This is a genomic window from Xanthomonas vasicola pv. musacearum NCPPB 4379, assembly GCF_000277895.2.
Classification (GTDB): Bacteria; Pseudomonadota; Gammaproteobacteria; order Xanthomonadales; family Xanthomonadaceae; genus Xanthomonas; species Xanthomonas vasicola.
Window position 1 is genome coordinate 2,586,021 of the sequence record NZ_CP034655.1, and the last position, 13,892, is coordinate 2,599,912.

At 64.4% G+C, this 13,892-nt stretch carries 12 protein-coding genes and 1 other RNA gene; 5 read left to right on the top strand and 8 right to left on the bottom strand.

What is annotated here, in order from left to right; all coding sequences use genetic code 11:
- Together KWO_RS12095 and efp are read right to left on the bottom strand one after the other, a co-directional pair.
- Positions 1 to 76, bottom strand: a non-coding RNA gene (locus tag KWO_RS12095) — sX9 sRNA.
- 126 nt (positions 77 to 202) lie between these two features.
- Entirely contained in the window at positions 203 to 769 is a 567-nt protein-coding gene (gene efp / locus KWO_RS12100) for an elongation factor P (RefSeq protein WP_010372769.1), read from the bottom strand.
- A 101-nt stretch (positions 770 to 870) separates the two neighbouring features.
- On the opposite strand from efp, the gene epmB reads away from it, so the two are divergent.
- Positions 871 to 1,899: an EF-P beta-lysylation protein EpmB gene (gene epmB, locus KWO_RS12105; RefSeq protein ID WP_017112363.1), complete on the top strand. Its 1,029-nt coding sequence runs from the start codon at positions 871 to 873 to the stop codon at positions 1,897 to 1,899.
- Between the two features lie 121 nt (positions 1,900 to 2,020).
- Here the strand turns inward: epmB and KWO_RS12110 are convergent, their stop codons facing one another.
- The 4 genes from KWO_RS12110 to KWO_RS12125 form a co-directional block, all read right to left on the bottom strand.
- Positions 2,021 to 2,992, bottom strand: a complete 972-nt coding sequence (locus tag KWO_RS12110) for an IS110 family RNA-guided transposase (protein WP_010372761.1) — start codon at positions 2,990 to 2,992, stop codon at positions 2,021 to 2,023.
- Between the two features lie 308 nt (positions 2,993 to 3,300).
- Positions 3,301 to 5,418, bottom strand: coding sequence for a putative bifunctional diguanylate cyclase/phosphodiesterase (locus tag KWO_RS12115; RefSeq protein WP_010372758.1), 2,118 nt, complete (start codon positions 5,416 to 5,418; stop codon positions 3,301 to 3,303).
- Positions 5,415 to 6,344 carry a phosphate/phosphite/phosphonate ABC transporter substrate-binding protein gene (locus KWO_RS12120; protein WP_017112362.1) on the bottom strand — a complete coding sequence of 310 codons (930 nt, stop codon included), beginning with the start codon at positions 6,342 to 6,344 and terminating at the stop codon, positions 5,415 to 5,417. The genes KWO_RS12115 and KWO_RS12120 overlap by 4 nt, the downstream gene beginning before the upstream one ends.
- A gap of 51 nt (positions 6,345 to 6,395) precedes the next feature.
- Positions 6,396 to 7,160, bottom strand: coding sequence for an RNA methyltransferase (locus tag KWO_RS12125; protein WP_010382319.1), 765 nt, complete (start codon positions 7,158 to 7,160; stop codon positions 6,396 to 6,398).
- Between the two features lie 117 nt (positions 7,161 to 7,277).
- On the opposite strand from KWO_RS12125, the gene KWO_RS12130 reads away from it, so the two are divergent.
- Positions 7,278 to 8,111: an inositol monophosphatase family protein gene (locus tag KWO_RS12130; RefSeq protein WP_005913068.1), complete on the top strand. Its 834-nt coding sequence runs from the start codon at positions 7,278 to 7,280 to the stop codon at positions 8,109 to 8,111.
- 156 nt (positions 8,112 to 8,267) lie between these two features.
- On the opposite strand, the gene KWO_RS12135 is transcribed toward KWO_RS12130, so the two are convergent.
- Positions 8,268 to 8,879 (bottom strand): superoxide dismutase, encoded by a 612-nt coding sequence (locus KWO_RS12135; protein ID WP_010372746.1) that lies wholly within the window; start codon positions 8,877 to 8,879, stop codon positions 8,268 to 8,270.
- Positions 8,880 to 9,133: 254 nt separating this feature from the next.
- Here KWO_RS12135 and KWO_RS12140 point away from each other — a divergent pair, with 254 nt between their 5' ends.
- Both KWO_RS12140 and KWO_RS12145 read left to right on the top strand, forming a co-directional pair.
- Positions 9,134 to 9,574 (top strand): guanyl-specific ribonuclease, encoded by a 441-nt coding sequence (locus KWO_RS12140; protein ID WP_010372742.1) that lies wholly within the window; start codon positions 9,134 to 9,136, stop codon positions 9,572 to 9,574.
- Positions 9,571 to 9,996: a barstar family protein gene (locus KWO_RS12145; protein WP_010382328.1), complete on the top strand. Its 426-nt coding sequence runs from the start codon at positions 9,571 to 9,573 to the stop codon at positions 9,994 to 9,996. Before KWO_RS12140 ends, KWO_RS12145 begins: the two co-directional genes overlap by 4 nt.
- A 446-nt stretch (positions 9,997 to 10,442) precedes the next feature.
- Here KWO_RS12145 and KWO_RS12155 read toward each other — a convergent pair whose 3' ends face one another.
- Positions 10,443 to 12,335 carry an ATP-binding cassette domain-containing protein gene (locus tag KWO_RS12155; protein WP_010382330.1) on the bottom strand — a complete coding sequence of 631 codons (1,893 nt, stop codon included), beginning with the start codon at positions 12,333 to 12,335 and terminating at the stop codon, positions 10,443 to 10,445.
- A 109-nt stretch (positions 12,336 to 12,444) separates the two neighbouring features.
- Here KWO_RS12155 and dbpA point away from each other — a divergent pair, with 109 nt between their 5' ends.
- Entirely contained in the window at positions 12,445 to 13,821 is a 1,377-nt protein-coding gene (gene dbpA, locus KWO_RS12160; RefSeq protein WP_010382332.1) for an ATP-dependent RNA helicase DbpA, read from the top strand.
- Positions 13,822 to 13,892: the final 71 nt, after the last annotated feature.

Below are 13,892 nucleotides of genomic sequence, written 5' to 3' on the forward strand. Positions count from 1 at the left end.
GGCTAGCAACACGTAGCGCGCCGTCGTGAGGTGAGTGCTGCCGGCGCGCAGGAACCGCAGTGTAAGAGTGGTAAATGCCAATTCCGAACACAGGCCGCGCCCGCCGGGCGGCTGCGCAGTAGTGCTGTTAGCTGCTCCTAGCGCCATCAGGACACTGGCATTGCGTACTGTTCGGCCGGACCGGCGTCCCAGGCGCATTGGCTTACTTGACGCGCGCCGAGTATTCGCCCGAGCGGGTGTCGACCTTGATGATTTCGTCCTGGTTGACGAACAACGGCACGCGCACCACCGCGCCGGTTTCCAGCGTGGCCGGCTTGCCGCCACCGCCGGAGGTATCGCCGCGCACGCCCGGATCGGTCTCGGTGATCTTCAGTTCGACGAAATTCGGCGGCTGCACCCAGATCGGCGTGCCGTTCCACAACGTCACGATGCAGTCTTCTTCGCCCTTCAGCCACTTTTCGGCGCCGCCCATGCCGGCCTTGTCGGTCTGCACCTGCTCGAAGGTTTCCGGGTCCATGAAGTGCCAGTACTCGCCATCGCTGTAGAGGTAGCGCATGTCGGTATCGACCACGTCGGCCACTTCCACATCGTCGGTCGCCTTCATGGTCATTTCGACCACGCGCCCGGACTTGATGAAGCGGTACTTCATGCGGGTGAAGGCCTGGCCCTTGCCCGGCTTGACGTATTCGGTCTCGGTGATGACCGCCGGCTCGTTGTTGACCAGGATCTTCATGCCGTTCTTGACGTCGTTCATGCCAACAGTGGCCATGGTGCAGCTCCTCGATAAGACCACGACCCGCCACGCGGTGGCAGGTCGGATTAGAATGGGGCGCCCGCCACAACTGGCGGGCATTGGTTTTGTGACCGCACATGATAACCGCAGCCCCCCTCGCCTTACAGCCATCCCCGGCCCCTGCCCTGCAGCCCTCGCGCTGGCAGCAGCAGTGGCGCGACGCCGTGCGCGACCCGCGCGTGCTGCTGGAGCAGCTGGGCCTGGATGCGCAAGCCGCGGCGATCAGCGATGCCGCCGCCGCGCAGTTTCCGCTACGGGTGCCACGCGCGTTCGTAGCGCGGATGCGCCATGGCGACCTGCACGACCCATTGCTGCGCCAGGTGCTGCCGCTGGATGCGGAAATGCAGCCGGTGCCGGGCTTCGGCCTGGACGCGGTGGGCGATGCCGCCGCCAAGACCGCCGCCGGGGTGATCCAGAAATACCGCGGCCGCGCCCTGTTGATCGCCACCGGCAGCTGCGCCGTGCATTGCCGCTACTGCTTCCGCCGCCACTTCCCATATGCCGAAGAGACCGCTGCGCGTGATGGTTGGCGTGAGGCGGTGGCCGCAATCGCCGCCGACCCCGGCATCGATGAAGTGCTGCTCTCCGGCGGCGACCCCCTCTCGCTGGCGACGCCCAAGCTGGCCGAACTTACCGACGCCCTGGCGGCCATTCCGCATCTCAAACGCCTGCGCATCCACAGCCGACTGCCGATCGTGTTGCCCGAGCGCGTGGATGCGCCACTACTGGCCTGGCTGCGCCAGCTGCCATGGCCGGTGGCGTTCGTGCTACACGCCAACCACGCCAATGAATTCGATTCTTCAGTGGACGCGGCCATGCACGCGTTGCGCGACGCCGGCGCGCACTTGCTCAACCAGGCCGTGCTGTTGCGCGGGGTCAACGACAGCGTGGACGCGCTGGCGGCACTGAGCGAGCGCAGCTTCGCTGCCGGCGTGCTGCCCTATTACCTGCATCAGCTCGACCGGGTCGCCGGTGTGGCGCATTTCGAAGTGGACGATGCCCTCGCACGTGCCATGCATACCGAGCTGGCCACGCGCCTGTCGGGATATTTGGTGCCGCGACTGGTGCGCGAAATTCCCGGCGATACCGGCAAGCGGCCGCTGTAACCATCCTTACCTCAGCCAATCCGTTGTAGCAGCGCACGCTGCTATCGGGCACTGCGCGAAGTCCCTGTTGATGATCGGATGCAACAACCCAAACACGCTCTCGTAGATACCGTCTTGCCCCTTATCTGGCAAGAGCTTTGTGCGGGTCAAATGCAGTGCCGGATTTGAGCACGCCGTAGGCCAGATGCAGCAGCTTGCGCATGGCGGCGCAGACGATCTGCTTGCCGTGCTTGCCGCGGGCATGCAGACGCTGTTTGAGCGCCGTGACCACCGGGTTATGGCGCATGGCCACCAGGGCTGGCATGTACAGTCCGGCGCGCAGCCGCGCCGAGCCGGTGCGGGAGATGCAGACCTTGCTCTGGTACCTGCCCGATTCGTGCAGACGCGGATTCAGGCCGGCAAAGGCCGTGACCGCGGCCGCGTCGGCGAAGCGCTTCACCGGCCCCAACTCGGCCAGCAGCAGGGCGGCGCTGATGTCACCGATGCCGTCGATGCTGGTCAGCAGACTGCGCTGCCGGCGCAGGTCCGGATCCTGGTCGATATGGTCGTCGATGGCCTGCTGGATCTCGCTGATGCGGGCATGCAGATGGTCGATCAAGCCCTGGATCGAGGGCTGTACATTCGCCTGCGCAACCTCCAGCCGGTTGCGTTCCATCTGCAGCATCTGCAGCAGGTCATCGCGGCGGCGCACCAGCGCCTTGAGCGTCTTCAGGGCCGGCGGATCGGGATGCCAGGCACGCAGTTGGTCGCGGTGGCGCAAGCCGTAGCTGGCGATCAGCTTCGCATCGCTGCGGTCGGTCTTGACCCGCTGCAACTGGCGACGCGCGTACAGCGCCACCTGCGCTGGATTGAGTACGCACACCCGGTAGCCGTGCGCGTATAGGAACTCGGCCAGCGCCTGGTGATAGATGCCGGTGGCTTCCATCACGACCCAGCTGTCAGGCTGGGCGTGGGTGCACAGCCAGGCGTGCAGGGTCGCAAATCCTTTCGGATCGTTGGAGAGCTTGGCCTTAGTGCGGTGCTTGCCATTGTCCAGCTCGATGGCCAGATCCACGCTGTGCTTGGCGACGTCGATGCCCACGATGGGGGACATGGAAACCTCCTCAGACGGAATGGACGACGATCAACGCCGGTCCTGGTCCTGCCTTGTGATGCGAGTTCACGCCTGCGGCAGACTCTGGATACCGTGCGGACACCCAGGGCCAGCAAGTACAGATGCAGAGCCGATCTACGAGACAAGCTCGAAGCTTCAGGAGCGCATGGGCTTCTTGCATCTGCTCCGATGATCAGTCGGAAGACATACCGCTGTTCGGCGGTGGTGTCCAGATACAAGGAGCGCACCCGGGCGCGATGAAGCCTTACCAATAAAGCCCGTTGCGCTCAGGCACGCTCCGACCGAACTCACCCCGCCGCAATCAGCTTGACCATATCGGCAGAACTCAACGGTCGGCTGAACCAGTAACCCTGACCCAGATCGCAACCGCGCTCGCGCAGCAGATTGAATTGCGCCTCCTGCTCGATGCCTTCGGCAACGACGGTGATTCCCAACGAATGCGCCATGTTGATGATCGCGGTGGTCAGCGCCAGATCGTCCGGGTCGCGCTGCAGGTCGGCGATGAAACTCTTGTCGATCTTGACCCCATCCACCGGCACCTGGCGCAGATGGCTCAGGCCGGAGAAGCCGGTACCGAAGTCGTCCAACCATACCTTCACGCCGGTGCGGTGCAGTTGATCAAGCAAGCTGGCCGCCATCATTTCGTCGCCGATCACCGCGGTCTCGGTCAGTTCCAGGTGCAGGCGGGCGGCCGGAAGCCCGGACTCGGCCAGGCACTCGGCCACGGTATCGATCAGGTCGCCGCTGCGCAGTTGCCGCGGCGAGACGTTGACCGAAATAAACAGGCCCTCGCCCACCAGCGGCCACTGTGCCGCCTCCAGGCAGGCCGCACGCAGCACCTTCGGGCCGATCACTTCGATCAGCCCGCTCTGCTCGGCAATATCGATAAACGTAGACGGCGCAATCGTCCCAAGTGCCGGGTGCTGCCAGCGCAACAATACTTCCACGCCCACCAGCACGCGGTCGCTGGTGCGATAGATCGGCTGATAGACCAGGCGCAGTTCGTCGCGTTCCCAGGCACCGCGCAACTCGTGCTCCATGTGCACGCGGCGCTCGACGGCATGGTCGGCAGCGCGGCTGTAGAAACGGTGGCAATTCTTGCCGGCCACCTTGGCCTGGTACATCGCGATGTCGCCGTTCTTCAGCAGCGCGGTGGCATCGCGGGCATCGTCGGGGAACAGCGTGATGCCGATCGAGGTGCCCAGGAACACTTCGCGGCCTTGCACGTTCAACGGCCGGCTCAGCTCATGTACCAGACGCTCGGCCAACTGCGCGGCCAGCAGGCTAACGTCGCCGCTCTGCAACAAGATCACGAACTCATCGCCACCGAAGCGCGCCAGAATCGCATCGTCGCCACCCAGCGCGGCAACCGCACGGCCGATGCGGCTGGCGAACTGCAGCAAGGCTTCGTCACCGGCTTCGTGGCCAAGCGTGTCGTTGACGCGCTTGAAGTCGTCGATATCGGCGAACAGCAAGGCCAGCTTGCTGCCGGTGCTGCGCGCGGTGTTGAGCAGGTGATCCAGCCCCTCGCGGAAGCCTAGCCGGTTGGTCAGCCCGGTCAGCGCGTCGGTGTAGGCCATGTGCCGCACTTCGCGGTCATGCCGCGCGATACTTTCGCTCATGCGCCCGAACGCGGAAATCAGCTCGCCGATCTCGTCGTTGCGCGGGTGCGGCGGCAGCTGCACTGCGTAATCACCACGTTCGATCTGCTTGGCCGCGGCCGCCAGCAGCCGCACCGGCGCCACCAGCGTGCGCTGCACGTAAATGGCAAGCAACACCCCCAGCCCGACCAATGAAGCCAGCAACACCAGCAGCCAACCCAGATCACGCTTGCCGATGGCGTTGAGGTTCTGCACCAAGGTCAAATTGGCGCCGGACTCAATCTTGCGCACCCGCTCACGCGACATGCCCACCCGCACGCCACCGATGCGCTGGTCGCCGATCTTGATCGGCACCATCACATCCAACACCTCTGGCGAGTACTGCAACACCATCGCCTGCGCCGCCAACGCCTTGGCCGCGAGCGGGTCGGTCATGGCCTGGCCGTAACGCTGCAAGGTTGGGGTGCCGTCGTGCACCAGCCGGCCATGGCGGTCGAACACCAGCACATAGCTCACCACATGCTGGCGCGAGGCATTGCGCACCAGCGCGCCCACCGCGCCCAGGTCCGAGTAATACAAGGGGTCGGCCAGCCCGGAGGCCAGCTCGGTCGCCAGCGTTTCGCCGCGCGTGCGCAGGCTACGGTCGAATAGCTCATGCAGGATCTGCGCGCTCAAGCCGCGCACCTCGCGCTGCATGGCGCTTTGCCGCTGCAACAGCGAGGCCAGGATCGCACCGACCAGCAGCAGCGTCAGCGCCATCACCACTAAGAAGCGTGCCTGCAAGCCGAAGCGCACCTGAGTCATTCCACGTGTTCCCTGACACGTTGCACACCCGCGCTCAACTCTTGCAGACGTCGGCGGCTGGTGGGATCCAGCGGACGGAACCCGGTGGTGTCGAAGAAACGTTTCAATGCAGGCGCAGCATTGGGATCGGAGGCGGCCTGCAGCAACACCATCCGCAAACGCTGTTCCGCTGCCGGGTCCATCCCTGCGCGCACCATTTCAACCGCGCGCGGCACCGGCGCAGTGCGGTGCACGATGCGGAAGTCGCGCTTGAACACCGGCGGCATATGGCGTTCGTCACCCCAATCCACGTTGCTGAGCGCGCCCACGTCTATCAGCCGGTTGTGCACGAACGCGGCAACATTGAATTGGGAACCGACCATCAGATAGCCGGCCGATCCGCGCGCCGGGGCGTCGTCCGCCGACAGCAGCACATCACACGCAATGCCGTTGCGCAGCAGTTCAAGCATCGGCAGCAGATAGCCACTGGTGGACGAAGTGTTCTGCAATGCCAAGGTATGGCCGCGCAACTGCGCAAGCGTCTGGATCGGACTGTCGCGGCGCACGAAGAACAGCGTGTGGAAGTCGCGCAGACCGCCACGTTCGGTCATCAACAAGGGATGCGCGCTGCCGCGCTGCTCCAGCAGCATCGCCGCACCGGGGGTTTCGCTGACCCAATCGACCCGGCCGCGCCGCAGGTAGCTGGACATCTGGCGCGCATCCGGCGCCATCAGGATCTCGCCCCGGCGGATGCCGACCTCGCGCATGCGCGGCACCACGTAATCCAGCAGGGGCTTGAGCTGTTCGTAATCGGTGGCAGGATCATCGCTGATCCGTCCAAGCACCAGGACCGAGGAAGGCGCTGCCGAAACCGTCGCGGCCAAGCCTGCCCCGGCGATTAGCCAGCAGGCAATCAGACACCATCGTAGACCGCGCAAAACGGACACTCCCCTAGGGCCGCCGACAGCCTAGCCGAATCTTCGAAGATGTGACAGACGTCAGCTTCCTGCCTGCTTGGCAAGCATGGCCATGCGCTGCGCATCAGACAGGATGCCGCGGATCAGCCGCACCTCCTGTTCGGTCATCTCCGCGCGCAGCAGGAGCCGCCGCAACTTGCGCATCGCCGACTCCGGCGCACGCCCCTTGTGGAAGTCGATCTCGTCCAGCGTGTCGCCCAGCTGGCCGAACATACCTTCCAACTGCGCGTGGCTGGCCGGGCCATCGCGCAAGCCGCTGGCCGCTGCCGGTGCTGGTTCTGCCTCGCCTGCTGCCAACTGCGCCAGGCGCACTTCATACGCCAGCACTTGCACTGCAGCGGCGAGATTGAGCGAACTGAACTGCGGGTCCGACGGTATGTGTACCGCGGCGTGGCAAAGCTGCAGCTCGTCGTTGGTCAGCCCGGTGCGTTCGCGGCCGAACACGAAGGCCACCTCGGCCGGCTCGCCCGCCTTGGCCAGGGCGCGTTGCGCACCTTCGTCGGGGAGAAGTTCTTCCAGCACCACCCGGCGCGCGCGTGCGGTGCAGCCGATCACCAGCGTGCAGTCGGCCACCGCTTCGCCCAGCGTCGCAAAGATCGGCGCTTCGCCCAGCACGTCTTCGGCACCCGCCGAACGCCGGTAGGCGTCTTCATCGAGTGCACGCTCAGGTGCCACCAGCACTAGGCGCGAGACACCCATGGTCTTCATCGCACGCGCGGCGGCGCCGATGTTGCCTGGATGCTGGGTACCGACAAGAACAAAACGGATGCGCTGACTGACGGACATGAACGGAGATTGGAGAGCTGTTCGGCCGTAGATGGTAAACTGCGCGACCGGATTTCGCGCCGGACCGCTCTTTTAACTTCGCCATTGTCCGATTCTGCCTTCACGGGAGCTTTAACCATGCAGAAACCCGCCGTCACCGTCATGGTCAAAGCCGCCCGCCTCGCCGGCAATGTGCTGTTGCGCGGTATCAACAAGCTCGATGCGCTCAACGTGGTGCAGAAAGGCCGCATGGACTACGCCAGCGAAGTCGATGCCGATGCCGAGAAGGTCATCATCAAGGAACTCAAGCGCGGCTACCCCGAATACGCCGTGTTCGGCGAAGAAGGCGGCGTGCAGGGCGGCAAGAGCGGTCGCTACACCTGGGTGATCGATCCGCTCGACGGCACCAGCAACTATCTGCGCGGCTTTCCGCACTACTGCGTGTCCATCGCGCTGGTGGAAAACGGCGAACCCACCGATGCGGTGATCTTCGACCCACTGCGCAATGAGCTGTTCACCGCTAGCCGCGGTGCCGGCGCGGTGCTCAACGACCGCCGCATCCGCATTGCCGAGCGCAAGGATCTGGAAGGCGCGATGGTCCACACCGGCTTTCCGCCGCGCGAACGTGCGCGCGCCAGTGCGCAGCTCAAGTGCGTAGATGCGTTGTTGGTGCAGGCCGAAGACGTGCGCCGTACCGGCTCGGCGGCGCTGGATTTGGCCTATGTGGCCTGCGGCCGTGCCGATGCCTACTTCGAAGCCGGCGTCAAAGCCTGGGACATCGCCGCTGGCGTGTTGCTGGTGCGCGAAGCCGGTGGCCGGGTCTGCGACTACAAGGGCGCCACCCCGCCGCGCATGGACAACATGGGCCCGGAGACGCAGCAGATCGTGGCCGGCAACATCAAGATCAGCGACGCGCTGCAGAAGGTCATCGTCAACACCGGCTATGCGCGCGAGTTCGACGCCAAGTTCTGATCGGTGTCCGGCACTCGTAGGAGCGCGCTGGCGCGCGCTGGAGCTTTCCCATCGAATGCCTCATTGCAATCAAGGTCACTCCTACATGCTGGATCGCAGACGCAAGAAGGCCGGGATCTCTCCCGGCCTTCTTGCGTTACCGCATTAGCTCAGAACTCAGGCGATCGCGGCGTGGTAGCGGCGCTCGACTTCTTCCCAGTTGACGGCGTTGTAGAACGCGCCGATGTATTCCGGGCGACGGTTCTGATACTTCAGGTAGTACGCGTGTTCCCACACGTCCAGGCCCAGGATCGGGGTGTTGCCTTCGAACAGCGGGCTGTCCTGGTTGGCGGTGCTTTCCACTACCAGCTTCTTGTCCGGGGTCACGCTCAACCATGCCCAGCCCGAGCCGAAACGGCTCACGGCGGCCTTGGTGAAAGCTTCCTTGAACTTCTCGAAACCGCCGATGTCCTTGTCGATCGCCTTGGCGACCTCGCCCTTGGGCTCGCCGCCGCCGTTGGGCGACAGCACGGTCCAGAACAGCGAATGGTTGGCGTGGCCACCACCGTTGCTGCGCACAGGGCCCTGCAGGTTTTCCGGCAGGCTCTTCAGCTTGGAGACAAGCTCGTCGATCGGCAGATCGGCGTACTCAGTCCCTTCCAGCGCCGCGTTGACGTTGTTGATGTAGGTCTGATGATGCTTGGTGTGATGGATTTCCATCGTCTGCGCATCGATGTTCGGTTCCAGCGCGTCGTAGGCGTAGGGCAACTGCGGAAGGGTGTAAGCCATGCGTATCTCCTGGACTTGCCGCCCGGCGAAGACCGGGCGTTGCGGGGTAGATGGTAAGGACGGCGGCAGCGCTTACCAAGGGTGTTGGCAGGGAAAGTTCATCCCATCGCATGCCGCGCGTCGTTCGCTGCACACCTTGCACCATGCCCCGGTTACTTGGGCGTGAACCGCACCGGCGCTTGGCGGCGTTCAAAGTCGACACAGTCGCGCATCGGCATACTTGCTCTGCCGCACCCAGTTTTCGGACCGTCTTCATGCGTAAGCCCGCTTTGCTGATCGTTGCCATCGTGCTGCTCGTTGCCGGTTTGTGGGGCATGCGCGCGATGCAGACGCCCAAGCCGCAGTTCGCACCACAACTCAATGCACCGATCGCCGCGACCGCACCGACGCGCGAGGTGCCGCGCCTGCCCGCCTTTCTGCCGACCGAGGCGATGGCCACAATCGTGCTGATCCAGCGCGGCGGGCCGTTTCCGCATCCACAGGACGGCAGCGTGTTCGGCAACCGCGAGCATCGCCTGCCCGAGCGCCCGCGCGGTTATTACCGCGTATACACCGTGGATACGCCCGGCAGCCCGGACCGCGGCGCGCGGCGTATCGTCACCGGCGGCAACCCACCCGAAGCGTGGTACTACAGCGACGATCACTACCAGAGCTTCAAAGCCTTCGACGGCCCGACTTCGGACCAGGCACCATGAGCGCGGGCGACTTCGCACTGGATCTGTCCGATCCGCAGCAATCCGGCGTGTATCAGGCCGAAACCGACGATCTGGACACCATGGCGGCGCTGGCACGCGACGCCGGCTTGCGCATCCTGCGCGTGGATCTGGCCACCTGCAGCGACAAACGCATGTTACTGATGCGTCTGGCCACACAACTGGATTTCCCGGCGAGCTTCGGCCGCAATTGGGACGCGCTCAGCGATGCCTTGCGCGACCTGGCGTGGCTACCCTCGCAGCATGGCTATGCACTGCTCATCGACGGCGCCCAGGCGCTGGCCAGCACGGTACCAAACGACCGCGACACCTTGCTGGATATCCTCGACGAAGTCGCTAACGCCTGGGCAGCACGCGGGCTGACTTTTGCGGCGTTTATTGCTCCAGCCAGCGCCTGCGATTAAGAGCAGCTAATCAGGCCGCGCAGCCGCCGGGCAGGTGCTGCCAGCGCTCGGAATCGGGATATTCCACGCGTCCGCTGCGGTCTTCCGCGGCGTCTACACCCAAATGACGAAAAGCTCGCGACGTTCTGTTAGCTGTTCCGAGGCCGCTGACGACACAACTGCCCAGCAGTCTGCAAGACGTGCCCGGTAACGGGGCAACATGCCATGCCGACACGATGGGTTAGGCACGCCTTGCGCACCGACCTGATAAGCGCGGACAAGATTTCGTAGGCACTGTGCGCTTGCATTGCGATCGGCGATGGAATCGACGAAAACGGATCGTGCCGACGGATCGCTGCGCACGCGCGCCCCCGCATGCATCTATCTATCTGCCACGGTTCGCAACCGTCAACTTGATTACAGCGAACAACGCGAGACCAGCACGCATCACGCGTGCCGGCCAATGCTCAGCTATCCAGCTCGCTCCAGCGCGCGTACGCCGCATCCAATTGCTTCTGCGCATCACCTAGCGCTGCGGTATGGGCCGCCATCGCCGTACTGTCGCGCTGATAGAAGGCCGGCTCATTCATCGCTGCGGTGAGCGCGGCAACCTGCTGCTCCAGTGTCTCGATCAAGGCCGGCAGCTGTTCCAGCTCGCGCGCATCCTTATAGCTGAGCTTGCGCTTGGGCGCGGTGTCCGCTGGCGCTGCAGCGGCCACGGGTGCGGTCGCCACTGCAGTGGCCGAGGCCTTGGCGACTGCCATCGCATTGCCCACCGGCGTGCGGCGCTGACGCAACGAATCGCTGTAACCGCCGATGTAATCGCCGATCAGCCCGTCCCCTTCCATCACCAGCGTGGAGGTCACCACATTGTCGAGGAAGTCGCGGTCATGGCTGACCAGCAGCAAGGTGCCGGAGTATTCGCCCAGCAATTCTTCCAGCAGCTCCAGCGTTTCCACATCCAGTTCGTTGGTCGGTTCGTCCATCACCAGCAGGTTGGACGGCTGTGCAAACAGGCGTGCCAGCAACAGGCGATTGCGCTCGCCGCCGGACAGACGCGTGATCGGCGCGCGCGCGCGCTCGGGCGTAAACAGGAAATCCTGCAGATAGGCATGCACATGCTTGCGCTTGCCGTTGATCTCCAGGAAATCGCGGCCCTCGGCCACGTTTTCGATCGCACTCCAGTCTTCGCGCAGGGTGGAACGGTACTGGTCGAAATACGCAATCTGCAGATTGGTGCCGATACGGATTTCGCCCTGCTGCGCCTGTAGATCGCCCAGCAGCAACTTGAGCAAGGTGGTCTTGCCGCTGCCGTTGGGGCCGATCAAACCGATACGGTCACCACGCTGGATGATGGTGGAAAAATCCTTGACCATCGTGCGCGCACCGAAGGCGAAGCCGACTTCCTTGGCTTCGATCACTTTCTTGCCGGACGACTCGCCCTGCGAGACTTCCATGCGCACGTTGCCGGTGAGATCGCGGCGCTGCACGCGTTCGTTGCGCATCGATTCCAGACGCCGCACGCGGCCTTCGTCGCGGGTCCGCCGCGCCTTGATGCCCTGCCGGATCCAGATTTCTTCCTGCGCCAGCATCTTGTCGAAGCGCGCATTTTCCTGCGCCTGTGCATTGAGCCGCTCTTCGCGGCGACGCTCATAATTAGCCCAGTCGCCCGGCCAGCTGGTGACCTGGCCACGATCGATTTCAACAATGCGGGTGGCCAACGCGCGCAGGAAGCGCCGGTCGTGGGTCACGAACAGCACGCTGCCGCTCCAGCCTTTCAGGAAGGTTTCCAGCCAATCGATGGCTTCGATATCCAGATGGTTGGTCGGTTCGTCCAGCAGCAGTACATCCGGCGAGGACACCAGTGAACGCGCCAACAGCACGCGGCGTTTCATACCGCCAGACAGCCGCGCAAACTCCGCATCGCCGTCCAGTTCCAGCTTGGTCAGCGTCTCGGTGACGCGCTGATCCAGCGCCCAACCGTCGGCCGCATCGATCTTGGCCTGCACCTTGCCGAACGCATCGCCGTCGAACACCTCGGCATGGCTGAGCTGATGGAATTCGGCCAGCCAATGGCCCAACTCGCCCAGACCATCGGCCACCACGTCGAACACGCTGCCGCCGGTGCCCTGCGGCACCTCCTGCTCCAGCCGCGCGATGCGCACGCCCTGTTGCACGCGCACTTCGCCATCGTCGGGCTTGAGCTCGCCGGCGATCAGTTTCATCAAGGTCGATTTGCCGGCGCCGTTGCGGCCGATCAGGGCGATACGCTCGCCCGGCTCGATCGTGAGGTCGGTTTTTTCCAGCAACAAGGGGCCGCCGACGCTGTAGTCGACGCTTTGCAGAGTGATTAAAGGCATAGGCCAATTGTACGGGATTGGTGGTTGGGGATTCGGGATTGGCAACAGCGCGCGCTGTGCAGTGACGAATCTCGAATCCCCAATTCCCAATCCGGAGCTAAAATGCGCCATGAACGAATTTTCCGCGCTGCCGCTGTCGCCGGCCCTGGCCCCCGGCATCGACGCCCTTGGCTACACCGTCCTTACTCCCATCCAGGCGCAGAGCCTGCCGCCGATCCTGCAGGGGCTTGATGTCATCGCGCAGGCGCCGACCGGCAGCGGCAAGACCGCCGCATTCGGCCTGGGCCTGTTGCAGAAGCTCGACCCGGCGCTGACCCGCGCGCAGGCGCTGGTGCTCTGCCCCACCCGCGAGCTGGCCGATCAGGTCGGCAAGCAGTTGCGCAAACTTGCCACCGGCATCCCCAACATGAAATTGGTGGTGCTCACCGGCGGCATGCCGCTGGGCCCGCAGCTGGCTTCGCTGGAAGCGCACGACCCGCAAGTAGTGGTCGGCACGCCCGGACGCATCCAGGAACTGGCCCGTAAGCGCGCCCTGCACCTGGGCGGCGTACGCACGCTGGTGCTCGACGAAGCCGACCGCATGCTCGACATGGGCTTCGAAGAACCCATCCGCGAGATTGCCAGCCGCTGCGACAAACACCGCCAGAGCCTGCTGTTTTCGGCCACGTTTCCCGACATCATCCGCACGCTGGCACGCGAAATTTTGAAGGACCCGGTGGAAATCACCGTCGAAGGCGCCGATAACGCTCCGGAAATCGATCAGCAATTCTTCGAAGTCGACCCGACCTATCGGCAGAAGGCCGTCGCCGGGCTATTGCTGCGCTTCAATCCCGAATCCAGCGTGGTGTTTTGCAATACCCGCAAGGAAGTGGATGAAGTGGCCGGCTCGCTGCAGGAGTTCGGCTTCTCCGCACTCGCGCTGCATGGCGACATGGAACAGCGCGACCGCGACGAAGTGCTGGTGCGCTTCGTCAACCGCAGCTGCAACGTGCTGGTGGCCAGCGACGTGGCAGCACGCGGACTGGACGTGGAAGACCTCTCGGCCGTGGTCAATTACGAGCTGCCCACCGATACCGAAACCTACCGTCATCGCATCGGCCGGACCGCGCGTGCCGGCAAGCACGGACTGGCACTCAGCCTGGTCGCCCCACGCGAAACCGCACGCGTGCAAGCGCTGGAAGCCGCACAAGGCCAGCCGTTGAAATGGTCGCGTGCGCCGCTGGCAACCGCGCGTCCGGCGCAGTTGCCGCACGCGGCAATGACCACCTTGCGCATCGACGGCGGCAAGACCGACAAGCTGCGTGCCGGCGACATCCTCGGCGCCTTGACCGGCGAAGCCGGATTGTCGGGCGCGGCGATCGGCAAGATCGCCATCTACCCCACCCGCTCCTACGTCGCCATCGCGCGCGCGCAGGTCGCCAAGGCGCTGGCACATCTGCACGCAGGCAAGATCAAGGGACGCCGGTTCCGGGTCAGCAAACTCTGAATACGACGCTGCCGGCGTGATGCCGGCCGCGTGTTTTCTCAGTAGAAGCACTCGTGGATGTGCGCACTTCC